This window comes from Desulfosporosinus orientis DSM 765 (genome assembly GCF_000235605.1).
GTDB classification, from domain to species: domain Bacteria; phylum Bacillota; class Desulfitobacteriia; order Desulfitobacteriales; family Desulfitobacteriaceae; genus Desulfosporosinus; species Desulfosporosinus orientis.
Window position 1 is genome coordinate 5,664,945 of the sequence record NC_016584.1, and the last position, 23,874, is coordinate 5,688,818.

The window sequence follows — 23,874 nt, forward strand, 5'->3', positions numbered from 1 at the left end:
TTTTATTCAAATAAACCTTCAACTCAATAATTTTATTTATCTTTAAACATTGTGGTTAAATCAATTTCACCTTTTTTAACTTTCTCCATGCCTGCTGCCACTTTATCCTGAATATCCTTGCCAATATTGTCTGTATATACCGGCTTGAAGATATTTTCGGCAATTCCCGCTTCATGTACTTTATTGCCATCTAAGCTTCCATCAAGGAATTTTTGAACAGCCCAAACATAGAACGTTTCAAAATCAAAGACAACAGACCCTACAACGGTATTGGGATCAATGGTTGTCTGGTCTCCGGAGAAACCGATAAACTTAACCCCTTTTTCCTTGGCAGCCTGAATAGCCCCTAAGCCAACCTGATTTGCATAAACAAACATCACATCAGCACCGTTGTCAATCATGGTATCGGCCATTTGTTTGCCTAAAGCTACATCATCCCAGCTGTTGGCATAAGCACGGACTGCTTTTGCACCGGCTATGCCGCGCTCTTTAGCAGCGTCAACAGCGACCGTTTCATAGACATCCAGCAAATGTTCCATAGCCTTATTGGGGAAACCGCCAATTGTGGCAAATTGACCGTTTTTGCTGACTTCCCCTGCCATTAAAGCAGCTATATAACTAGCCTCATATTCCTTTGGGAAAATCGGAGCCACATTGGCACCTTTACTAACCATGCCATTGACTACACAAAAGGTTGTTTTGGGATAGTTAGGAGCAACCTTATTGGCTGCCTCATCAAATTGGGTACCTGCCGCCATAATTAAATCATAACCACGCTCTGCATAATTTCTAAACGTAGACTCATAATCGGCAGCTTGTACGTTTTCGACGTATTCCATTTTTGTGCCCAGAGTTTCATTGGATTTGACCAGCCCGGCGTAGTTGGTTGCATTCCAGCTTTGATCGTTAATAGGCCCAGGTAGAATAAGAACCATTTTGTAATCGCCCGCATTTTTCTTGTCTGAAGAATCTGCTGTTTTGCTGCATCCTGTCATGAAAACCAGCATTACCACAGTTAAAACAGCCGCTATCAATTTAAATCTTTTCTTAAACATTCTCCTACCTCCCCATATAATCTGTTACCTCGCAAAAAAGATTGGTACAGGCCCTTCAATCTTAGACCTATTTTAACAAAAATACTCTGATAGGATAGTAACAGTCATGTCGAGTTTTTAGCACTATTTTGATACAACCAGCCAGTCACTATCCTTTGTTTGATATTTTGCACTATTTTGCTTTATTCCAGTTTTTTCTTCTCTCATCCTCAGGGGTAATTCCCATATACTTCTTGTAAAGTCTGGAAAAATAGCTGGGATTCTGATAGCCTACCCGATAAGATATATCCGTTATTTTTAAAGTTGTTTCGGTCAAGAGTTTCTTAGCCTGGGTTAGCCGGTAATTAATCAGGTAAATGCTGAAGTTCTCCCCTGTTACCTCCTTAAATAACCGGCTGAAATACTCAGGGGATCGATACACTTGACTGGCAACCTCCGCCAGGGAAATGCTATCATTAAAATGCTCATGAATATAATTTAAAGCCATTTTGATAAATTTATTGTTATCAATAGAATTGCCGGAATACTCGGTCAGGGTTTTACTTCTCGCCTGTTCCATTTGGTCAGCGATTCTTTGTCTGTCCTGTTGGGTATAGCGATCCTTCTCAATTTTCGCCAGGATCTCAATTAATTCAGAGCTTCTTAATTCGGATTTTAAGATATATTCCTTAGCACCACAGCTAATGGCTTGTTTTGCGTAGGAAAAATCAGCGTAATTCGTCAGAATAACAAATTCCGTCTCAGGCAGTACTTTTTGAATGTTTTTCATCGCCGTAATCCCATCCATTTTGGGCATCCGGATATCCAAAATTACGACATCAGGCTTCTCTTTTACAGCAAGCTCATAGGCTTGTAAACCATCTGCCACAGTTCCAACGATCTCTAAACTGATTTTTTTATCCTTCAAACAATAGTTCAGCCACTCCCGAATCGGCAGCTCATCATCGGCAATAATTATTCTTAACATAATTCCTCCCTAAGCATAGTACCGTAATTTAAGTACAATTTTACTTCCCTGGGGTTGATTCTCTTTAATGGTCAGACCATAACCAACTCCACAAAGAATTTTAATTCGTTCATGAACATTTAAAATTCCCACTTTGTTCATTTGAACCTCTTTATTAAAGATTTCGTTGATTTCCTCCGGACTTATTCCGATTCCGTTGTCGGAAATAGTTATATATAAATCATTATTATCTAATTGAGCTTCTACTTTAATTTCTATCAGTCTATTAGCCTGGAGGCCATAAAAAATGGCATTTTCGATAATGGGCTGGAGAATAAATGAAGGAATCAGGGCATTTAAGGTGGCTTCTTCCAGTAAAAATACCACGGTAAAAGCCTTGGCATATCTCATCTTTTGCAGGGCTATATAGTCTTCCAAATGTTTAATTTCATCTTTTAACTGGATAAATTCCTCCCCACGGGACAGCACCCTGCGCAAGAGCTTGGAAAAATGATAAAGCATCTCTTCTGCTTCTGTATTTTTTCCCATTTCAACATAAAAACGGATGGAGCTTAAGGTATTATAAATAAAATGGGGGTTGATTTGAGCTTGTAAAAAATCAAGCTCCAGTAATCGTTTTTGACGTTCATTGTTAATATTTTCTTCAAGAAGATAATTCACGCGCTGAATCAGCTCATTAAACGTAATGGAAATCTCGGAAAACTCTTTGTAGTTACTATCCGGAATTTGAATGGAGAGGTTACCTTTATTAAATTCTGTCATTTTGCCGGCCAGTAAATCTAAAGGTTTGGCTATTTTTTTAGCTACAACATTAAGTACTCCAGCTGTAAGTATGATGCATAAGAGCCCAAAGGTTATTAAAAACAGCTCTACTTTTTTTAGAGGCAGCATAGCACTCTGTAACGAAACGGACTCTACAATGTACCAACCGTAATCACTTATTGGTTGAAATATAAAAAGCTTATCCTCATTTAAATAATAGTTATTCAAATTATTTAGGTCATTTGTCTTATTAAAGTTATTTAGTTTTTTGTTGATTTTATTTTTATCCTTATGAGAAATAATCACCCCATTCTGGTCCACAATAAAGAAATCTTTTTCCTCATTGGTTAAACGGATATAATTATCACACAATAACTTCTCATTTACGTTCAATAATAACAAACCATAAGTTTGTTTTGAAATATAAGCTTCAACTTTTCTAACTAATTGGAAATAATAATTATATCCTCCTGTAGCTTTTTCGTAAGACTTCATGGGAAGAATGATACTATCTTTACCAGCTTCCAGTGATTTGGCATAGGTATCTAAATCGGCATCCTGATTGGATGACATGGAATACGAGGTCGAGTAGTTATTGCCGCGATTATCGATTAAATGCCCGTCGATGAGCATCGCCGTACTTCGATAGGACCAGATGTAACCAGCCATAATTCCTTCGATTTTCTGAATCTGATCCTTGTTGACACTCTCTCCGCCTGAGCTTTTTTTAAGCGAATCAATAATACTCGTATCATAGGCAATGCGGCTGGCTAATACTTCTACATCCTTTAATTCCTGATTGATTCTGATGGCAATCTGCTGAAGCATATTGGAATTAAGTTGAATAACTTCTTTTTGAATGACTGATTCCGCATACTTATAAGTCAAAAAACCCAAAAAGGTAATCAGACACTGAAGAATAATAAACAGAGCAACGAATAACTGGAAAATCAAACTTTTCTTTTTCATAGTTCTTTCCTTCAAATAGAATTTTAGGGTAAAAATTCTCTATTTTTTTGCAATACCCTTTTTATGCTATTGAATTTAGAGCTTAAACTTGTAATAAGGCAAACCGAAGAGCTAATCACGAGTACACTGCCAAAAATCCGGATGCACATGGCGTATCAGGTTATTTATGTAATTAGCGTTTATTCCAAATTCGTCTGCGCTGACGAATTTGGAAGCGCGAAAGTTTTCCACAAACTTGTTTCTCTTTGGCATAATAACCCATTGATATATGGTATAAATGCTTATCCTTTCTAATAGGATTTACTGACTTCATATTGCTGGGGGTTTAATATGCTTGGTATATTTTTCGCCTATAGTCATAAAGATAAAGAAAAACTGTACAATCTTATAGAAAACTTAAACTCTTTAAAGAATTACTGCGAACTAATCTATTATCAGAAAACTTTGCCGGAAAAGAACAAAAAGGAAGACTTCTTCCTTAAATTATTATCTGAAATAGATTTTTTTGTTGTTTTATTGTCGGATAGTTCTCTGGAGAGTAAATATGTGCAAAGGGAAATTTCCGAAGCGATAAGACTGTGTCAATGCAAACCAGGGAACATTAAAAAAATCTTCCCTTTAATAATAGATGATACAATTGATAGTTCTGATCTGAGAATACATGAATATATTAAACAACAAAATGTTTTTCGCCCCACTTCTATGAAAAGTGCAGCGAAAATCATTGAAGAGGAAGTCATTCACGAACTAAGCAACATGTAAGTTTTTAAAAAAATGTTCTTTTTACAGGGATACCGTTCCCCCTCGATTCCGGTAATAATGTAATCCCCTTTGCTAATATAATGCTTACCTTCCAAAGTTTTAATAAAGGGGACTTTTCCCGTTTCAACGGGGTTTTCATAACCATTTATAACTAATCCGGATTTAATGGCTACTTCAAAATCATCAAATCCGTCTTCTAACCCAAATGTATACTCAACAGCCTCAACTGGTATAGGTTTTTTGACATATTTGGCCATATTTTTCACCTCACTCTTATTATTTCTGGTTTTCTAAAACTTTAAACCAATGAACTTTATTCATTTTATGTCATGCTTTATATATGAGTGACTCCAGTACATAAGTAAAGAACTAGCTTTATTATTAATAGCTAGTTCTTTACTTAACAATATTTAAAATTCATCCTCTAAATAGGCTTAATAAGGAATAAGGTTTAAATTTACGGGTTTACTTATTTTAATTTCAGAGGAAGGGTTGTCATGGACAATACCATTAAATCGGAGAAATACATACAAGACAGGGTGAATGAGCAGATACATTGGTATTCGACTATGAGTAAACGGAATCAAAGAATGTACAAACTTCTAAAAACCATTGAAATTGTCTTCGCAGCTTTAATTCCCTTTCTTGTTACTTTTGTTTCTTCCGGTTTTAGCTCTATTAAAGTTATTGTAGGTATTTTAGGTATATCAATCACTATTATAAGCAGCCTCCTGGCTTTGTATCGATTCCAGGAGAATTGGCTGGAGTTCAGAACAACGGCAGAATCCTTAAAACGGGAGAAGTTTCTTTTTCTTGCCCGAGTTAACATCTATAACTCAGATAATGCACTCCCACTATTTGTCCAAAGAGTCGAAGATTTAATGTCTAAAGAAAATACCAGATGGCTCCACAACATGACAAAAAAAGCATATGAATCGAAAAGCTCCTGCAAAGAACAATAACAGTCATCCATTTATTCAGCGAGTCATTGTCCCAACCCTTGGGTTTTTAAAAAAATTCTTGTATTTGAAAAAGACTGCCTCTATTAGAAAAAGCACGTTAAAACGATACTAACACTTTTTCAACGAACACTCTTGCCAATTCAGGATCAAACTGCGTACCGGCATTTTTCATAATTTCCGCTATAGCTTCCTCTTTATTAAAAGCCTTTCGATAAGGTCGTTGGCTGGTCATCGCATCATAAGTGTCAGCAAGCGCAAGTATTCTTGCTTTAGCAGGGATAGCCTCACCTTTTAAGCCTCTGGGATAACCAGTTCCATCCCATCTTTCATGATGGGTTAATATACAATCAGCTAGTTCTAACATTTCACTCGTAGAACTTAATATTCTATAGCCGATATCCGGATGGCGTTTTATTTCATTCCGCTCCTGCTCTGTAAGTTTCCCAGGTTTATTAAGTATGCTTTCATCAATTGCAATTTTACCAATATCATGTAGGAGCCCAATCACTTTAAGTTTACAAACTTTAATTTCGGAAAGGCCTAAAGCTTTACCTATTTTTTGACATAATTCACTGACTCTTTGAGAGTGCAGTTCTTCCCTTGAGTTTTTTTCATGAAGAGTATTGATAATTGTTTTTATTGCATCAGCTCTCATGCCAACATTTTCAATAATTTTATGTTTGTACATATAATCCTCGGCATTTTTTAAAACCTTTAGTATATCTTCATCAGCACTTCTTTTGGTCTCCCAGCCAAAGGAGATGCTCCCACTTAATGAGTTAAAATTTTCATTTGAGTATCGGTTTTTAATTTCATTAATAATTTCTATTACTTCTTTACTATTAGTGTTTGGCAGAACGATCACAAATTCATCCCCGCCCCAGCGAGCAACTATATCCTCTGGTCTGCAGAAACTTCGAATAGCAACTGCCGCTTTATGTAAAAGTTCATCCCCTATGTCATGACCAAAAGCATCATTAACAAGTTTCAGCCTATTTACATCTCCCATGATGATAGAAATCGGAAGATTTGTTTCAGTGTCTAATCGTTTTATTTCTTCTTCTAAGAATCTTCTATTATAAAGTCCTGTTAAAGGGTCATGATAACTCAAATAGCGATATTCATCTTCCCTTTTTTTGGGATCAGTGATATCCCTTGAAATAACAGCAAAATAATTTGTCTCCGGGGAATAAACACTTACGGCATACCATTTACCGAGTTCCTGTGAATAGTTTTCGAATCTTTCCGGAACTCCTGTCAGAGCAACTCTCCCATAAACTTCTAGCCAATAACCTTCTGTGTTGGGCAACACCTCAAGAACTCTTTTTCCAATAAGGTTTTCTTTCTTCAAGCCTGTTTGTTCTTCAAATGCAGTATTTACCTCTAAAAACACATAATCAACCGGTTTTCCTTCACAATCATAGAGCATCTTATGATAGGAGAAACCATCCATCATATTTTCAAATAGCTGTTTGAAACTTGCTTCTGTCCTGATGCCAGGCACAAGTAGTTCATCTATGTACTGTTGTTTAATTACGTTCTCTTTTTGTGCAGCAGATAAGTTATCTAACCTATCCTTGTCTCGTCCACGACTATTTTGGCTTGTTCTTCTTTTCCTCATATTTCATCCTCCATATTTAGAGAGCCAATACTGTTAATTTATTGAATCTTCCTAAGCAAATAGAATTAAAAATCGAATTAAACCAAGATTCAACATCAAATTTCGCTACTATACTTTATATTCCTTTTTATTTCGCGAAAATAATCTAAGAAAATAGAACCATACCCCAAACCGTGACCAAACATCCCACAACCAAGGCCTATGCAAAAGTAGGAGAAAGTTTTCATGCCTCCTTGCGCCTCTATATAATTTTCTTCAATGCTCATATTGTAATACCGAGGCTGTGCCTCAAACTTTCCAAAGAAGGGCGCATCTTTCGATGAAATGGTGATATAACATAAAAAGCATCGCCATAACGATGCTTAATTTCCCCCAAGGAAGCCGAAAAGCCCAGTAATACTGGACTTTTTATGTTCTTCAATTGTCCCAAGATTAAGTACTTATTTGGTGGAGGCGAACCATACTTAACCAAACCCACGACAACAGAATTGTTTTGTGGCATAACTCAATAGTATCAAGAGTTATGCCACGTATGCCTGTCGTTTTTCTAATACTTATTTTTCAATTAGCTGTCCAAGTTGCTGCTCAATGACTTTACTGACAACTTCCTCCCCTCCGAATAGGGTCGCTCCGGTTATTTTTTTTTCTTTTAGATAATTCATAATCTGATCTGACAATCCGCCGTCAGCTAGAATAATCGAGGCATTGTAATTAGCGGCATAAACACTTCCTGTCAGAGCATCTGGGAAGTTGTTTCCAGTAGCTATGCAAACGCTTTGACCTGATAAATCAAAGTATTTTGCAACGGCAAGAGAGGTTTCGTAGCGGTCTGCTCCTGCGATTCGCACAATATTAGTTTTGTCTAATGACGTGATCTGTGCGACTTGGCTTTCTACAGTTGTACTGATTACTCCTTCTCCTCCGATGATATAGACTTTGGTGGGCTTAATTATGGTAATCTCATTCTTGACAGCATCGCTAAGTTCATCTTTTTGAACTAAAAGTATTGGGTACTGCGTTTCTGCTGCAATACTACTAATGGATAAGGCGTCAGGATAGTTTCCTCCATAAGCTAAGACGATCGGCGTTCCGTTCTTGACACCTAATTGATCCGTTATTTTGACCGAGGTTTCATAGCAATCTATGCCACCAAGCCTGGTTACATGGTTGAAGCCACTAGCGATTACTTTGTCTTCCATTTCAGAGCTGACGGCGGCAGTGCCACCCAAGATATAGACTGTTCCTGTGGTATCTAAGTTGGTCTTTATATAGGCCAGGATCTTTTCTTGGTCGACTTCTGTACTTCCCACTAGGAGTATAGGAGCATTAAGTTTGTAGGCCAGAACACTTCCTGCTAAGGCATCTGGATAATTCTCTGCGGTAGTTAGGACAACATTGGTAAGCTTTGTGGTGTAGTTGGCTTTGGCAATTTCGAGGGCGGTATCAACACTTGTCAAGCCTGAAAGTCGCATTAATCCTGAAATAGATTTATTCATCTTGAAGTCCCATTTTACAATATCTTGTTCCACAGAAATGGTAGGACTCCTATATGCTTCATAACCATCTTTTTTGGCTACGATGTAATAATCTGAAGTAGGGAAGACCATAAAGCCGTAAGCCCCACTTGCATCACTAACTTGGGGATTTTTATTGTTGTTAGGTTTAAAGCCGTCAAGAACAGGAAGTTGTACGATGGAATCCGGTGTTTTGCCGGTGTTTTTATTTCTTTCCGTATTCGCATAATACAAAGTTACATCGACTCCAACAATTACCTTCCCGGTGGTTGGATCAGTGATTATGCCATATGGATCAATTAAGGTATAGGTAAAGCTGACTTTCCCGTCGCTTCCCACTTTGACTTCGATGGTGCCGATGGTTATTTTTTGGCCATTCCCTAAATCATAGGTTACTGTGAATATAGAGTCTGTTCCAGCAGCTAGGTTCTTGATTTGAATGGTTCCATCAGCCTTTAATGTAATCTTGGAATCGGCGTTAGTTATTGCATTTATTCCCAGTCTGCTTGAATCACTGACTGAACTCTGGTTACCATCCGGTTGTCGAAATACGATTACTTCTTTAGATTTAACTTCGACGGTTTTAGTTCCGTTGCTTTCAGTAGTAACTTGAGTTTCTATTCCCTTTACGACTTGTCCAGTTTTACCATTGATGACATCTCCTGTTACTGTTGAAGGGGTCGCACCTCCACTGCTTCCTCCAGACGAACTGCTGGAACTGCCGCCTGTATTCGTTGCCGCATTGACGGTGACGCTGATCGTGGTAGTTAAGGCTACGCTGTTTGGATTTACCACGCCTGTTGGTAGGGTTACTGTTCCGTTTACACTAAAAGTCTGCTCCGTTGTTGTGGACTCATCATATGTCGATGCATTTACATCCCAGTTTACACTGGCATTGACGCTGCCATTATCGGTAACCATGACCACGCTTGAAGGCAATCCCAGGGCTGCCGCTGTTTTGGCTGTGCCGTTGGCTACACCCGTGATGGCACTTGGGGCCGTTATGCTGATTAAGGTCTTATCGACCGCGGCTGCCGCATCAACGGTGACGCTGATCGTGGTAGTTAAGGCTACGCTGTTTGGATTTACCACGCCTGTTGGCAGGGTTACTGTTCCGTTTACACTAAAAGTCTGCTCCGTTGTTGTGGACTCATCATATGTCGATGCATTTACATCCCAGTTTACACTGGCATTGACGCTGCCATTATCGGTAACCATGACCACGCTTGAAGGCAATCCCAATGCTGCCGCTGTTTTAGCTGTGCCGTTAGCCACACCTGTGATGGCACTCGGGGCCGTTATGCTGATTAAGGTCTTATCGACCGCGGCCGCCGCATCAACAGTGACGCTGATCGTGGTAGTTAAGGCTACGCTGTTTGGATTTACCACACCTGTTGCTAGGGTCACTGTTCCGTTTACACTAAAAGTCTGCTCCGTTGTTGTGGACTCATCATATGTCGATGCATTTACATCCCAGCTTACACTGGCATTGACGCTGCCATTATCGGTAACCATGACCACGCTTGAAGGCAATCCCAATGCTGCCGCTGTTTTGGCTGTGCCGTTGGCTACACCCGTGATGGCACTTGGGGCCGTTATGCTGATTAAGGTCTTATCGACCGCGGCTGCCGCATCAACAGTGACGCTGATCGTGGTAGTTAAGGCTACTCTGTTTGGATTTACCACGCCTGTTGGCAGGGTTACTGTTCCGTTTACACTAAAAGTCTGCTCCGTTGTTGTGGACTCATCATATGTCGATGCATTTACATCCCAGTTTACACTGGCATTGACGCTGCCATTATCGGTAACCATGACCACGCTTGAAGGCAATCCCAGGGCTGCCGCTGTTTTGGCTGTGCCGTTGGCTACACCCGTGATGGCACTTGGGGCCGTTATGCTGATTAAGGTCTTATCGACCGCGGCTGCCGCATCAACGGTGACGCTGATCGTGGTAGTTAAGCCTACGCTGTTTGGATTTACCACACCTGTTGGCAGGGTTACTGTTCCGTTTACACTAAAAGTCTGCTCCGTTGTTGTGGTCACATCATATGTTGATGCATTTATATCCCAGCTTACACTGGCATTGACGCTGCCATTATCGGTAACCATAACTACGCTCGACGGCAATCCCAGGGCTGCCGCTGTTTTGGCTGTGCCGTTGGCTACACCCGTGATGGCACTTGGGGCCGTTATGCTGATTAAGGTCTTATCGACCGCGGCTGCCGCATCAACGGTGACGCTGATCGTGGTAGTTAAGGCTACGCTGTTTGGATTTACCACGCCTGTTGGCAGGGTTACTGTTCCGTTTACACTAAAAGTCTGCTCCGTTGTTGTGGACTCATCATATGTCGATGCATTTACATCCCAGTTTACACTGGCATTGACGCTGCCATTATCAGTAACCATAACTACGCTTGAAGGCAATCCCAGGGCTGCCGCTGTTTTGGCTGTGCCGTTGGCTACACCCGTGATGGCACTTGGGGCCGTTATGCTGATTAAGGAAGTATCGGTGTAGGTAAACTCGTCACTCGAATTCGACGCACTTGTCCCGCCTGGTGTTGTTACCGTAACATCTATCGTGCCAGTCCCTGCTGGGGAAGTTACTGAGATTAATGTATCGCTAATAACTGATAGATTTGTTCCAACAGCCGGGCCGAAATTAACTGAAGTAGCACCAGTAAACCCAGTACCGCTGATCGTAACTATCGTACCACCGGATTCCGGCCCGCTCGAAGGACCTATGCCGGTTACTTCGGGAACCTTCGACAGGGTCAGGTTCTGCCCTGTAATGTTACTCCCACTTACGGTTATACCCATAGTACTGCTTAGGTACCCGTTTTTGCTTACTGTCAGAGTGTATGTGCCATTGGGTAAGCTTAGGCTAAAGTTACCACTGGCATCCGTGACAGCAGTATTTCCATTTCCTGCATCTACTGTTGCTCCTTGTAACCCCCCTTGAAAATCACTAATTGTTCCGCTAATTGTAAAGATCGCCGGTTCTATATACAAACCAATCCCATAGGAATTGACGCCATTTATGAGCTCTACTCGATTTGAACCATCAAGCTCTGCCTTAAAGATTTTTGCTACTGTAGAATGCCAATCCGAGAAATAGATATACCCATTTACAGGGTCAACGGCAATAGCTCCCGGCGAACCTGTTGCAGATGAATAAAGAATCTCTGCCCCACTGCCGTCTGCAAGGTTAGCGCATACAAGATTATAGTTTGGATTGTAAGCATCTGTATAATAGATTTTTCCATGAGTTGTATCTATTCCGATGCCTTTAGCATGAACATTAGTGATAAAATCTATTTGATTATTTCCGTCAAGGTTGGCTCTGATTATTTTGCCCAAATTATAGTCAGCTATATAAATATAGCCCCCAACCGGATCAACAGCGACCGCCCTCGGCGCACCTGCCGAACTGTAAATCGGTTGTTGCCCTGAACCGTCTGTCAGATTTGCTCTGACTACATTGCCGGTACTTGGCTGAGCATAATAAATATAGCCGTGAACCGGATCTACCGCAATTCCTTCTGCGCTGACATTAGAAATAAAAGTTGTGTAATCACCTGCATCCCCGTCTAAAGGGCCACTGAAAATTTTTGCTACCGTGGGATTGGGGTCTGAAAAATAGAGGCATTTATTTGTTGCATCCACCGCAATGGCATAGGGGTTTCCAGACCCGGAGTTATAAATCACTTTAGATGTACCTGGGTTTGATAAATCTGCGCTGATCATTTGAAACGGAAAATAGGATTGAGTGTAATAAATCATACTGTTGGCCTTGGCGGGACCAGCAAAAAGGAAGAAAATTACTGCCATGAGCGGAATAATCCTCTTATCGAACAACGAGATGATTGCTCGAAACTTCATCTTTCATCACTTCGCCTTCAAACTTATCAGTTTTTAAAAACCTCTCCAATAATAATTGAACCTATTTTTGTATACCATTTGACTCAGGACAGAAAGCCCAAGATTTCTCTTTTGGTGTTTAAGAACGTCTAATCTCGTGTAGGGTAAATTCCTTCAAGTGCTATGATATAATGTAAGCCCAAATAGGGTTGCATGATGCTGATGGGTTGACTACCCCCGCTTGGGCTGGTTGAAGTACTAGTTAACTGGGTATTAGGAGTACCGCTGGCATAAATGTCTATTTCCTGCCTGTCGGGAGTCTGGGGCTGTGCAAGATACTCATTTGGCCCCGGAACCGAGCTATTCCCAGGACTGGTAATCGCATTAATCTGGTGATTGTGCATTGGCATATTATTATTGGTCAGGGTTACCGTTTCGGTCCCACCAGTTTCTCCTAAATTATAATTTGAAAGACCAGGTCCTACCCCGACGCCAATAGGTAAGCGCCCCCGCAAATCCGGTAAGGCAAACGTGGTGACCCCGTCCCCTCCATAAGTTGTCCCAAGAAGAGAAAAAAGTGCCTGGTTCTGGCTTATTGGAAGAAGTTGGCCTTCACAGAACGCCCACCCTCTTGGTGCAAAGTTGTAAGGAACTAGACTGATTTCCCCTATAAATGGTTCAACTGCAGCCATGGCAGGTTTGGGACCGGCCATATTATAAGCTAGTGAAACACCCAACATCAGAAACATTATGGTAATCATTTTAAATCTTTTGATCATCATTATTCCTCCTCGTTATATTTTCGCCCTAGTTTAAAATCGCATGCACTCAATTCGGCTTTTGGCTTGAAAACGAACTTGACTGTTCCCAAGCCTGTAATCTTCTAAGGCACTACTTTTGTACCAGCTGGAAAACCTCATTAATTGATATTTCAATTTTGTTGTCCCACCGAATACAGATTCCATCAGTGGTTGCCGTTTTAAAAAACTGCTTGTCCGAGAGCATGCCAAATCTCACCGTTTGAAGTCTGCTTTCAAGATTCAGCGTTACACTGCTTCCGTTATCAAGTTGTACCTCCAATCGGTAATCTCCTTTGGGCACCACACTTTTTATACGGCTCATCTCATCACCCCCTAAGACAAAAATCCACCATACAATAAATTGTATAGCGGACCTATCTCGATTAATATCACCCAGTGGGTGATATTATAGATCAATTTTCACAGTTTTTCTTTAAATTCTTGCTTTAAAAGAGCCCGCGAGTTCACACCAAGCTTTTCAAAAATACTTTTCAGCTGGGTTTTGACTGTATTTATGGAAATATACAGTCTTTCACCAATCTCTTTATTGGAAAGTCCGTCAGCTGCAAGCTGGGCAATTTGAGTTTCTCTTTCAGTAAGATCGGGTTTTTCCTCTGCCGAAAAATTCTCCTTAATCATACACTCTACTGACTTCTGATAGGTTTTATAAAGTTCCAATATTCTGATGATATCTTCCCCGTATTTGCCTTGATTATAAAGTTGCTCAAGGAAAGGTTTAATATAATCACAGTTCTCTACAAAAGGCATGTATACCTTATCTGGCATTGCTATAGCAAGTGCCTCAATAAGTGCGAATATTGCTTCATCCGTCCTGAATATTTGCCCGTTTGCAGCCGTAAGGTAGATGTATGTATAAATTTGTCCTAGCAGATTGGGAAAAACAGAGGCTAAGCCAATAAAATGTTCAGCATTGCCTATGAGGCGTAAGTATTCCCCGTCAATAAGCAGTACTCTGCCATACACAATATTTAACATTGGCACCGTCGGGAAAAGAAGCCGGCTGCTGCTAAAATCACCTGACCCTATCCAGCTGGGTATTTTATCCCTTTGCTTCAGGAGGGAATAAACGTACCCCTCACAAATATTAATAGTATGATTAAAATTACTCTGCCCTAGGTCTGATATACTTTCATGCATGACCTGAAAAAGATCCAATACGGTGGCATAATCCCCTTTCCAAATACTAAGGCGAATTTGCAGAAACAGTGCACAAATAACGATCCCCGTCTGATTATTTGTTCGAGCATTATTCAAGGCTTTATGCATCACAATCTCAGCATTTATAAAATCGCCCATATTGAAATATCTCTCCGCCTCCATGACATATTCAGCACCGCTGCCGTGACCGTTGGTTATTTGGTAATAATAGGGCAATGCCTCAATTATGTCATGAACATGTTTTTCAAGCCTACCGCTTTCTCTATAAAACATATGTAAAACCGATGGGGCTCCATAGGTCCAATTAGCTTGCAGGTCAATGAATGAAGTAGGCTCATGAAGTAATTTGGCAGCTTTCTGATGGTGCTCTGACATTTTGTTAATATCGTTATATCCCGTGAAGCTTAGTAACAGTTCATATTCCCCTAATAGCCGCTGTCTAAATTCATTATTCAAGCTATCATCCTTTTGGATATTGCCAATAAATTCACGGCAAGCCTTTTCAAATAAAACCGGTTCTCTATAGATTATAAAGGATAGAGCAAAAATAAGTAAAGCAAAATGATGCTTGCTCTTAACATCATCCGGGCATTCTTTAAAATACTTTATAAATAACTCCCTTCTATTTGCGTTGTTTACCCCATTAGCTTTGTTGTTTTCAAGTGCAAAAAGCAACTGATCAAAGTCTTTACATGCATAAAAATAGTGCATAGACGCAAAATAGTTACCCTCCTTCAAATACCACTGAGCCGCTCTCCATTGGATTTGCTGCTTTACGCTTTTGCCTTCCAGCTTATCTTTAAGGAAGTTTGTGAAGATATTATGCATTTGATAGGTTTTAGTCTTATGATCGTACTTTACGAAGGCATTTTTATTTGTAATTTCCGTTAAAATTAGACCTGCATTTTCTTTCTGCCACATGTGTATGGCTTGTTCGAGGGTAAAGCTATCGAACAGACACAAGGTTAAGAGAAAAGCTTTAACCTCCTCGGCAAAAGGTGCGTATACTGCCTTTTCAACCAGATTATAGATATTTGTGATGGTTCTGAAGCTGCCCTCCTCGATATAATTGAGCATGAGCAGGTATAAAGCGCTAATCCAACCCTCGGTCAACGAATATAACTCTTCTGCTTCAAAAGTTTTAAGTCTAATTCCACAGAGTCTGTAATATCCTGCAATATCCTTAGGCATCAGTTCAAAGGTTTGCTTAGTTATATGATATAAATAACCCTTAAGCTTCAATTCATCAAGGCCTTGAAGTTCCGTATAGCGTGCGGTTAAAATTACGTGCAGATTCGCTACTTCACTTTCCACAAGAAACTCTATAAAGCTGTTGACCAAGAAGTTATCTATTAAGTGGTAATCATCGATTACAAGCACAGTCTTAACAGTCATCTCAAGATCCTCAATTAACCTTAAGGCTTCCAGCCTTGATATACTGTCATCTGGAAACCCAAGCTGCTCAAGGTTACGAGAAAGGAAGTCATCCAATTCAGCAAACAAGCGACTAAAGCCATGCCAAAAACTGTCGAGTGAACTGCCATAAACCCTTTGCCACAGAACATTAGCACCTGTATTATTTAAAAACTCCCTGACAGCCGTTGTTTTCCCATAGCCCATGGGAGCTTCAACAATGGTCAGAGGATATTCAAATATCCTCTCAAATCTTTCCTTTAGTATAACTGAGAAAAAGAGAGCTTTTTGGTTATAACGTTTTGCTATGGACATAGAAGCCCCCCTGTCGAACATTCCATTGTTTCTATACTTGATCCCAGCCACATCCTCTACCATTCAACAAATTTCTTTCAATTCCTTCCATAACTTACATTTTAAATTATAAATACTTAATATATCATGACATTCTGACAGCCTGTTATTGTTTTTACGTCATTAGCCAAAGGTATGCTCCTTCTATCGAAAATAGTGTAAATAACTAAAAAACACCGCTTCAAATGATGCTTAATCTGCTCTAAAATGCTAAAAAGCCTTGAGGAGTACAACTGTATGTACCTCAAGGCTTTCATCATATATATTTTCTCAATATTCGAGGGTTTGATTGGTGGAGGCGAGGGGACTTGCACCCCTGTATCGAAGAACGACCACAAAAGCGTCTACGCGTGTATCCTTTATTTTATATTTCGCCAGTCGTGACTCCTAAAGGCAAGGATTCATTTCAGGCTATCTCGATCATCTTAGCTAATGTCTCCGAGCATTGACATTAGAGCGTCCTACTTAAATGACACTCTGACCCTTCATCGTAGGTTCTGAAGGCAGAATGCTAGCGGCACTTAGGCTGCTAGAGCGAAATTATCTTCGTTAACTATTTGTGTCCACCGTTTAACGAGACCAGGTGGAATCTCGACGCGCAACCTTTGCCACCGCTTCCCCGAGCGAGTCTAAAACGCCCCCAAAGTAAACGTTCTACTTGCATAGTATAACATATTTGCTCAAAAAGCAAAGCTGAATATCCATGGAATTTTTAGTTTTTAATGGTAAAACAGCTAGTTAAGGCAATTAAATAGTTTTTTATTTTAATATGCTTTATTACGATCCCTTAAAGCCCGCTCAATATCTCGCTTGCCTTCTTTTTCAGCAAGAGCTTGCCGTTTATCATAATTTTTCTTACCTTGACCAACTGCCAATTCTACTTTTGCCATCCCTTTTTTTAAATAGATTTTAATCGGAATCAAGGTTAACCCTTGTTGTTGAATTTTACCCACTAACTTATTAATTTCAGAACGATGCATCAAAAGCTTACGCGGCCTTAGAGGGTCATGATTAAAACGATTTCCTTGCTCATAGGGGCTGATATGCATCTGATGAACCCAAACTTCCCCGTCATCGATACGTGCATAACTGTCCTTAAGATTAATTCGTCCGTTGCGGATGGATTTGATCTCTGTTCCTGTCAGAATGATTCCTGCCTCTATTCTATCTTCAATAAAATAATCGTGAAAGGCTTTTCGATTTTCAGCAACAACTTTAATTCCTCCAGAAGACATACGGCTCCTCCTCTCATCCGGAATTTTAGTATAACATAGATTACCTTTTTTATCCTAATAAATGTTTAGAAAACCCTTATTTTTTCGAAAGTAACTCCTCATCAAACCCATTATTTACTGAATTATGTAACTTGAATCCTTAGTCTTGATCCGTTTATCTGCAAATACTAAAGAATATGGTTGTCCAGAAATTCATGTATTTTTTTAATAACTTCCTCTCGTTCCTGTCCGAGGGTTAAAATATGTCCGGATTTTTCCCAATAATATGTCAGCGGGTTAACCTGCTTTATTTTCTCTTTAATAATTTCCATACTGATGGGGTTCACCGTATAATCTTTCCTGCTTTGCATTATTAATGACGGGCAGCTAATTAGATGAAGTTTGCTGCGCACCTGGCGAATTCCTCTATTCAGCGATACCAAGGCCTCCACCGGAATACGATCATAAACAAAGCGCTCCCTATCGGGATCTAATCCCAGGGATGATGTTTTCGACCGGGAGCCGGGCTTGTTGACAAACTTGATAAAAGGTTTGATAAGCCCAACGAAACGGGTTCTCCTATCTGCCAGTACCATGGGAGCGTTCATTGCCACCAGCCCATGGATAAGACCAAGTGTTGCCAGATGGAGCACCAGTAATCCTCCCATAGACAACCCTATTCCAATCACGGTATCGCAAGTTTTTCTTAACTCGTTTAACCCGTTTTCCGCATCCCTGGCCCAGTCTGCCCAACAAGTCTTGGCCATCTCTTCGGGAGTGGTTCCATGACCGGAAAGTTGTATTCCCAGGACAGACCAACCAAACTCCGCTAATCGCTCACCCATCCAGCGCATTTCGGAAGACGATCCAGAAAAGCCATGAATCAGCAAGCAGCCCAGACGGTTTCCAGGAAAATAAAAAGGTTCCACTAAATGTTGTTGCGGGTCCATCAAATCCTCCTCCGTGAAATAGCAGAGAAGGGCACCTCATATGAAGTACCCTTCCTTAATGGCTTTCAATTTACTTGACAAGTATCGCTAGGCCCAAAGAACACAGTAAGAAGACACCTGCTAAAACCCCTGTGAGTTTGCCGAATAATTCGTCCATACCTTTCTTTTTCCCAAAGATTGCTTCGCCAGCGCCAGAAATTGCTCCTGATAATCCTGCACTTCTTCCGGACTGAAGCAACACCGTTGCAATAAGTCCTACTGAACTAAGGACTAAAAGAATTACTAAAGCAATTTGCAAAAAACTCACCCCCTAAGACACCTATGTTATATATCATCACAACTTTGTAAATTGTCAATAGCCCCATTTTAGCACAAGCGTCTTTAAAACTCAATAAGCTCAAATTTATATTGACTGCTATACCATTTTCTCAACCTATCTTGCTAAAGCTTGGCGACCGCGGTATATTGCGCTCTCTCCCAGTTCTTCCTCAATTCGAAGCAGCTCATTATACTTGGCTACCCTTTCTGTCCGTGCCGGAGCCCCGGTTTTAATCATTCCGGCATTAACTGCTACAGCCACGTGAGCTAAGGTAACATCTTCCGTTTCACCTGAACGATGAGAAACCACAGCTGTATACCCGGCACGTTTAGCCATTTCGATGGCATCCAGGGTTTCAGTCAGAGTTCCGATTTGATTAAGTTTGATGAGAATTGAGTTGCCGCATTTTTCTTTGATCCCCCGGGCTAAACGCTTAGGATTCGTCACGAATAAGTCGTCACCGATAAGCTGTACTTTATCCCCCAGGCGCTGGGTGAGCTTTTGCCAGCCTTCCCAATCTTCTTCATCCAAACCGTCTTCAATGGAAAGAATGGGATAGCGCTGGATGAGATCCTCATAGTAATCAATCATCTCATCCGAGGTCTTCTTAACTCCTTCACCGGCTAAATTATAGACTCCATTCTCATAAAGTTCTGTTGCAGCAACATCCAGGGCTAAGGCCACTTGTTCACCAGGCTGATAGCCGGCCCTTTGAATAGCATCCACGATGCACAGCAGGGCATCTTCATTAGACTCTAAGCTGGGAGCAAACCCACCTTCGTCCCCGATAGCTGTGGCCAAGGATTTTTCCTTGAGAACCGCTTTAAGGCTGTGATACACTTCTGTTCCCATGCGCAGGGCTTCAGCAAAGCTGGAGGCGCCAACAGGCATGATCATAAATTCTTGGATGTCCACATTGTTATCCGCATGTTTCCCGCCGTTGAGGATGTTCATTAAGGGCACAGGAAGTTCTTTGGCGTTGACTCCCCCCAGGTATTGATAGAGAGGGATACCCAAAGACTCGGCGGCAGCTTTGGCGGCTGCCAACGATACTCCCAGAATAGCGTTGGCACCTAGGTTTCCTTTGTTTTCCGTTCCGTCCAGTTCAAGCAGCACTCGATCTAAACCAGGCTGATCGAAGGGATTTAAGCCCTCAACTTCAGGAGCGATGGCTTCATTGACGTTTTCGACTGCCTTTAATACTCCTTTGCCCATATAGCGGGTTTTATCGCCGTCCCTAAGTTCAACAGCCTCAAAAGCGCCGGTGGAAGCTCCGGAAGGGACGGCGGCACGGCCAATAACCCCATCGGTAAGAACAACATCCACCTCTACGGTTGGATTCCCTCTGGAATCTAAAATTTCTCTTGCATAGACATCTGTAATAAAGCTCATTGGATCAATGTCCCCCTTTTTTTGGTAACGTTTCTTTGGTACTGTTCTTTAAATCTTAAATCCATTTATGTTTGTTTAAACAGAGAATGTCCAGGTTAGTCTGCTTAAGCCTCAATTAATGATTTCCCTGTCATTTCCTTGGGAAGAGGAATCTGAAGCAATTCTAAGATAGTGGGTGCCACATCGCATAGAGCCCCGCCGCTGCGCAAACTCCTGCCTTTATACCTGTCATCCGCAAGTATAAAGGGTACGCAGTTGGTAGAGTGGGCCGTCAGAGGAAGGGAGGTTTTAGGATCTACTTTTTCTTCCGCGTTCCCATGATCCGCCGTCACGATGAGCGTCCCCTTCTCTTTCCGGAGTTCGTCATAGATCTGGCCCAGACATTCATCCACTACCTCCACAGCCTGAACCGTTGCATCAAATACCCCTGTATGCCCCACCATATCCGGGTTCGCAAAGTTCAAAATGACAACATCAAAGGCTGACTCCTTTAGCTGTTCGAGAACGTCTTTAGTGATTTCCCGGGCACTCATTTCCGGTTTCAAATTATAAGTTGCAACTTTAGGTGAGGGTATCAGGATTCGTTCTTCATTGGGGAAGGGCTCTTCCAAGCCGCCATTGAAAAAGAAGGTTACATGAGCATATTTTTCTGTTTCAGCAATCCTCAGCTGCTTCAGCCCTTGGTCTGAAAGCACTTCTCCCAAAGTATTGTCCAAGTTCTGCTGGGGAAAGGCAACGGGTGCCGAAATAGTTTCATCATACTCCGTCATACAGACAAAGTGAACATGGGGACGCTGAGGTCGTTCAAATCCCGGAAATTCTTCATCAACAAAGGCCCTGGTGATTTCCCGAGCACGGTCCGAACGAAAATTAAAGAAAATGATGCTGTCACCTTCTTGAACTCGGCCCACCGGGTTCCCTTCCGGATCATCAATAACCGTTGGTACAACGAATTCGTCCGTCACCCGGGTGTCGTAGGAGAACTCCACTGCGGCCAAGGCACCCGGTGCATGCTTTCCTTCACCATAAGCGATTGCCCGGTAACCTTTTTCCAGCCTCTCCCAGCGCTTATCTCTATCCATTACATAATAACGGCCGCTTACTGAGGCAATTTTCCCAACGCCTAATTCCTTAATTTTTTCTTCCAGCTGACTGATAAACTCTTTGGCACTTTGGGGCAAAACATCCCTGCCATCCAGAATCACATGGATAAATACCTTCTCCAAACCTTGCTGTTTGGACATTTCCAGAAGTGCAAATAAGTGATCAATGTGAGAATGGACTCCTCCATTAGAAAGAAGCCCCATAAGATGAAGCCCTTTATTATTTTCTTTTGCCTGATTCATCCCTTCCAGCAAAACAGAATTTTTATAGATGGAACCATCCTGGATTCCTTTAAAAATTCGTGTTAATTCCTGATAGACCACCCGCCCTGCTCCCATGTTCAGGTGACCTACTTCGGAATTGCCCATTTGACCCTTCGGCAGTCCTACGGCCTCTCCCGATGCCTCAAGAACAGTGAAAGGGTAATCTTTTGAAAGACGCTCAAAGTTGGGTATCTTAGCTGAAGCAATGGCATTCCCTTCCCCAGCGTCTCGACAGCCCCATCCATCCAAAATCATGAGAAAAAGTGGTTTAGCAACCTCCATAGTTATATCCTTCCTAGCGGGATGCGAGATTCCCTGCATTTTTGATAAGATCGGCAAAGTTCAGCGGATCAAGACTTGCCCCACCCACTAATGCTCCGTCAATATCCGGTTCTGCCATTAACTCAGCAATATTATCCGGTTTGACACTTCCGCCATAGAGAATAGGCACCTTCTCAACATCCTGTCCCATAAGTTCTGTCAGAGTGACACGAATGGCAGCGCACATTTCCTGGGCATCCTTGCTGGAAGCTGTCTTGCCGGTGCCTATGGCCCAGATGGGTTCGTAAGCAACAATGATTCGCTCTAGCTTTTCAGCCGATATGCCGGCCAATGCACGTGACACTTGACCTTGGACCCACTGAACAGCTTTTCCTTCTTCACGAAGGTTCAGATTCTCTCCACAACAAAGGATGGGAGTTAACCCCGCTGCCAGCGCTTTTTTTACTTTTTTAGCAATGTCAGGATCCGTTTCTCCGAACATCTCCCGTCGTTCTGAATGACCTAATATGACGTAAGTACAGGCAACATCAAGCAACATTTCCGCCGAAATCTCACCGGTATAGGCACCTTGATCGGCCCAGGCCATGTTTTGGGCGCCCAAGTGAACAATACTTTCTTCCAGCTCATTTTTAAGGGCATACAGAGCTGTAAAGGGAGCGCAGAGCACAATATCCAGTTCCGTCACATTGCGAACTTCATCCAAGAACTTAAGGGCATAGTCCTCCGCCTGGCTGACAGTTTTAAACATCTTCCAGTTTCCTGCTATAACTGGGCGTCGTTTAGCCACCTTATTTTCCTCCATTTCTTCCGAGAATCATTTCCTTAACTGAAACATCCGTTTCATATAGTATTTACGACTTTAAAAACTCGATACTTAAAAACAGTATAAAACAAGTACTTAACCCTAGTTCTTATCTTGAAGAGCTGCCACTCCAGGCAGTACTTTTCCTTCTAAGAATTCCAGGGAAGCTCCGCCTCCGGTGGATATGTGGGTCATGTGATCCCCGACCTTCATTTTCTTCACAGCCGCTACAGAGTCTCCTCCTCCAACAATGGTGACTCCCGTGCAGGCTGCCACTGCCTGGGCAATTTGTTCCGTTCCTTTGGCAAAGGCCTCCATCTCGAATACACCCATGGGGCCATTCCAAATCACCGTGCGGGCCGTTGCTATAAGGGCCGCGAAACTCTCGGCACTTTCCGCCCCAATATCCAAAGCCATTTCACCGTCTCCAATTTCCGAGACTTTCACAGTGCGATGGGCCGCATCTGCCTGAAAAGCCTGGGCCGCAACCACATCTGTGGGCAATTCAAGCTTAACCCCTTTCATTTTGGCTTTATCAATAAGCTCTTTCGCCAAGTCAACCTTTTCTTCTTCGAGGAGGGATTTCCCCACATTAAAACCTTGAGCCTTAAGGAAAGTATTGGCCATACCTCCGCCGATGATTAATGCATCAACTTTATCCAAGAGGTTTTCAATAACCCCGATTTTATCGCTTACTTTGGCGCCGCCGATAATGGCTACAAAGGGATGTTCCGGTTTTTCTAAGGCATTGCCCATAAACTCAACTTCTTTTTGCATAAGGAAGCCGCAAACAGCCGGAATATAATGGGTGACTCCTTCAGTAGAAGCATGAGCACGATGAGCGGTTCCAAAGGCATCATTAACAAAAAGCTCGGCCAGCCAAGCTAATTTTTGAGCAAAGGCCGGATCATTTTTCTCCTCTTCGGCATGGAAGCGGAGATTTTCTAACAAAAGAACCTGCCCGTCTTGCAGCTTGCTCACCGCTTCCATAGCTGCATCCCCAACACAATCCTTAGCGAAAGCCACTTCTTGCCCCAACAATTCGTTTAAGCGCTGGGCAACCGGTGCTAAAGAATATTTCGGATTAACTTGTCCCTTAGGACGGCCTAAATGAGAAGCCAGGATGACACGAGCCCCTTCTTTGATCAAATAGGTAATCGTAGGCAGTGCGGCTTGGATGCGGGTATCATTGGTGATTTGTCCCTGCTCATTTAAGGGGACATTAAAATCCACTCGCACCAGCACTCGCTTTCCCCTTACCTCGACATCCTTGATACTTTTCTTGTTCATACAAAAATCCCCTTTCACTTGACCCAAGGGTTCGGGGCCGTT

The 23,874-nt window shown here is 41.8% G+C and carries 18 protein-coding genes, 1 other RNA gene and 2 pseudogenes; 2 read left to right on the forward strand and 19 right to left on the reverse strand.

Features of this window, described 5'->3' with window-relative positions:
- Positions 1–32: 32 nt before the first annotated feature.
- From DESOR_RS26190 to DESOR_RS26200, 3 genes are all read right to left on the reverse strand, one after another.
- Positions 33–1,055, reverse strand: coding sequence for a BMP family protein (locus tag DESOR_RS26190; RefSeq protein ID WP_014187619.1), 1,023 nt, complete (start codon positions 1,053–1,055; stop codon positions 33–35).
- 172 nt (positions 1,056–1,227) lie between these two features.
- Positions 1,228–2,022 (reverse strand): response regulator transcription factor, encoded by a 795-nt coding sequence (locus tag DESOR_RS26195; RefSeq protein WP_014187620.1) that lies wholly within the window; start codon positions 2,020–2,022, stop codon positions 1,228–1,230.
- A gap of 9 nt (positions 2,023–2,031) precedes the next feature.
- Positions 2,032–3,753, reverse strand: coding sequence for a sensor histidine kinase (locus DESOR_RS26200; protein ID WP_014187621.1), 1,722 nt, complete (start codon positions 3,751–3,753; stop codon positions 2,032–2,034).
- Between the two features lie 330 nt (positions 3,754–4,083).
- Here DESOR_RS26200 and DESOR_RS26205 point away from each other — a divergent pair, with 330 nt between their 5' ends.
- A complete protein-coding gene (locus tag DESOR_RS26205; protein WP_014187622.1) occupies positions 4,084–4,515 on the forward strand; it encodes a toll/interleukin-1 receptor domain-containing protein in 432 nt (143 codons plus the stop codon).
- On the opposite strand, the gene DESOR_RS26210 is transcribed toward DESOR_RS26205, so the two are convergent.
- Positions 4,494–4,772, reverse strand: coding sequence for a hypothetical protein (locus DESOR_RS26210; protein WP_014187623.1), 279 nt, complete (start codon positions 4,770–4,772; stop codon positions 4,494–4,496). The two genes, DESOR_RS26205 and DESOR_RS26210, sit on opposite strands and share 22 nt — an antisense overlap.
- Before the next feature lie 240 nt (positions 4,773–5,012).
- Between DESOR_RS26210 and DESOR_RS26215 the strand changes: the two genes are divergently transcribed.
- Positions 5,013–5,477, forward strand: coding sequence for a DUF4231 domain-containing protein (locus DESOR_RS26215; protein ID WP_014187624.1), 465 nt, complete (start codon positions 5,013–5,015; stop codon positions 5,475–5,477).
- 97 nt (positions 5,478–5,574) lie between these two features.
- Here the strand turns inward: DESOR_RS26215 and DESOR_RS26220 are convergent.
- The 15 genes and pseudogenes from DESOR_RS26220 to DESOR_RS26275 all read right to left on the reverse strand — a co-directional run.
- Positions 5,575–6,639: pseudogene (locus tag DESOR_RS26220) on the reverse strand (HD-GYP domain-containing protein); the annotation flags it as partial.
- Positions 6,640–6,660: 21 nt separating this feature from the next.
- Positions 6,661–7,098: pseudogene (locus DESOR_RS31105) on the reverse strand (PAS domain S-box protein); the annotation flags it as partial.
- A gap of 95 nt (positions 7,099–7,193) precedes the next feature.
- A complete protein-coding gene (locus DESOR_RS29560; RefSeq protein ID WP_158309073.1) occupies positions 7,194–7,364 on the reverse strand; it encodes a hypothetical protein in 171 nt (56 codons plus the stop codon).
- 288 nt (positions 7,365–7,652) lie between these two features.
- Positions 7,653–12,440 (reverse strand): cell wall-binding repeat-containing protein, encoded by a 4,788-nt coding sequence (locus DESOR_RS27620; RefSeq protein WP_014187626.1) that lies wholly within the window; start codon positions 12,438–12,440, stop codon positions 7,653–7,655.
- 179 nt (positions 12,441–12,619) lie between these two features.
- On the reverse strand, positions 12,620–13,252 hold the full coding sequence (locus DESOR_RS26230) for a phage tail protein (protein WP_242832412.1): 633 nt from the start codon (positions 13,250–13,252) through the stop codon (positions 12,620–12,622).
- A 109-nt stretch (positions 13,253–13,361) separates the two neighbouring features.
- Entirely contained in the window at positions 13,362–13,592 is a 231-nt protein-coding gene (locus DESOR_RS26235) for a DUF2442 domain-containing protein (protein ID WP_014187628.1), read from the reverse strand.
- Between the two features lie 98 nt (positions 13,593–13,690).
- Positions 13,691–16,177, reverse strand: coding sequence for a LuxR C-terminal-related transcriptional regulator (locus tag DESOR_RS26240; protein ID WP_014187629.1), 2,487 nt, complete (start codon positions 16,175–16,177; stop codon positions 13,691–13,693).
- Positions 16,178–16,506: 329 nt separating this feature from the next.
- Positions 16,507–16,858, reverse strand: a transfer-messenger RNA (tmRNA) gene (ssrA, locus tag DESOR_RS28490).
- A gap of 122 nt (positions 16,859–16,980) precedes the next feature.
- Positions 16,981–17,451 carry an SsrA-binding protein SmpB gene (gene smpB / locus DESOR_RS26245; RefSeq protein WP_014187630.1) on the reverse strand — a complete coding sequence of 157 codons (471 nt, stop codon included), beginning with the start codon at positions 17,449–17,451 and terminating at the stop codon, positions 16,981–16,983.
- Between the two features lie 167 nt (positions 17,452–17,618).
- Complete coding sequence (locus DESOR_RS26250) at positions 17,619–18,380, reverse strand: alpha/beta hydrolase (RefSeq protein ID WP_014187631.1); 762 nt, start codon at positions 18,378–18,380, stop codon at positions 17,619–17,621.
- Positions 18,381–18,450: 70 nt separating this feature from the next.
- Entirely contained in the window at positions 18,451–18,678 is a 228-nt protein-coding gene (secG, locus tag DESOR_RS26255; protein ID WP_014187632.1) for a preprotein translocase subunit SecG, read from the reverse strand.
- Positions 18,679–18,813: 135 nt separating this feature from the next.
- Positions 18,814–20,091, reverse strand: coding sequence for a phosphopyruvate hydratase (gene eno, locus DESOR_RS26260; protein ID WP_014187633.1), 1,278 nt, complete (start codon positions 20,089–20,091; stop codon positions 18,814–18,816).
- A gap of 104 nt (positions 20,092–20,195) precedes the next feature.
- Positions 20,196–21,740 carry a 2,3-bisphosphoglycerate-independent phosphoglycerate mutase gene (gene gpmI / locus DESOR_RS26265; RefSeq protein WP_014187634.1) on the reverse strand — a complete coding sequence of 515 codons (1,545 nt, stop codon included), beginning with the start codon at positions 21,738–21,740 and terminating at the stop codon, positions 20,196–20,198.
- A gap of 13 nt (positions 21,741–21,753) precedes the next feature.
- Positions 21,754–22,527, reverse strand: coding sequence for a triose-phosphate isomerase (tpiA, locus tag DESOR_RS26270; protein ID WP_014187635.1), 774 nt, complete (start codon positions 22,525–22,527; stop codon positions 21,754–21,756).
- Between the two features lie 117 nt (positions 22,528–22,644).
- The gene (locus tag DESOR_RS26275) at positions 22,645–23,832 is read right to left on the reverse strand and encodes a phosphoglycerate kinase (RefSeq protein WP_014187636.1); all 1,188 of its coding nucleotides are present in this window, start codon (positions 23,830–23,832) and stop codon (positions 22,645–22,647) included.
- Positions 23,833–23,874: the final 42 nt, after the last annotated feature.

Coding starts and splice junctions, on each gene's coding strand:
- DESOR_RS26190 (WP_014187619.1), bottom strand. CDS start 1,055: ATGTTTAAGAAAAGATTTAAATTGATAGCGGCTGTTTTAACTGTGGTA.
- DESOR_RS26195 (WP_014187620.1), bottom strand. CDS start 2,022: ATGTTAAGAATAATTATTGCCGATGATGAGCTGCCGATTCGGGAGTGG.
- DESOR_RS26200 (WP_014187621.1), bottom strand. CDS start 3,753: ATGAAAAAGAAAAGTTTGATTTTCCAGTTATTCGTTGCTCTGTTTATT.
- DESOR_RS26205 (WP_014187622.1), top strand. CDS start 4,084: ATGCTTGGTATATTTTTCGCCTATAGTCATAAAGATAAAGAAAAACTG.
- DESOR_RS26210 (WP_014187623.1), bottom strand. CDS start 4,772: ATGGCCAAATATGTCAAAAAACCTATACCAGTTGAGGCTGTTGAGTAT.
- DESOR_RS26215 (WP_014187624.1), top strand. CDS start 5,013: ATGGACAATACCATTAAATCGGAGAAATACATACAAGACAGGGTGAAT.
- DESOR_RS29560 (WP_158309073.1), bottom strand. CDS start 7,364: ATGAGCATTGAAGAAAATTATATAGAGGCGCAAGGAGGCATGAAAACT.
- DESOR_RS27620 (WP_014187626.1), bottom strand. CDS start 12,440: ATGGCAGTAATTTTCTTCCTTTTTGCTGGTCCCGCCAAGGCCAACAGT.
- DESOR_RS26230 (WP_242832412.1), bottom strand. CDS start 13,252: ATGATGATCAAAAGATTTAAAATGATTACCATAATGTTTCTGATGTTG.
- DESOR_RS26235 (WP_014187628.1), bottom strand. CDS start 13,592: ATGAGCCGTATAAAAAGTGTGGTGCCCAAAGGAGATTACCGATTGGAG.
- DESOR_RS26240 (WP_014187629.1), bottom strand. CDS start 16,177: ATGTCCATAGCAAAACGTTATAACCAAAAAGCTCTCTTTTTCTCAGTT.
- smpB (WP_014187630.1), bottom strand. CDS start 17,451: ATGTCTTCTGGAGGAATTAAAGTTGTTGCTGAAAATCGAAAAGCCTTT.
- DESOR_RS26250 (WP_014187631.1), bottom strand. CDS start 18,380: ATGGACCCGCAACAACATTTAGTGGAACCTTTTTATTTTCCTGGAAAC.
- eno (WP_014187633.1), bottom strand. CDS start 20,091: ATGAGCTTTATTACAGATGTCTATGCAAGAGAAATTTTAGATTCCAGA.
- gpmI (WP_014187634.1), bottom strand. CDS start 21,740: ATGGAGGTTGCTAAACCACTTTTTCTCATGATTTTGGATGGATGGGGC.
- DESOR_RS26275 (WP_014187636.1), bottom strand. CDS start 23,832: ATGAACAAGAAAAGTATCAAGGATGTCGAGGTAAGGGGAAAGCGAGTG.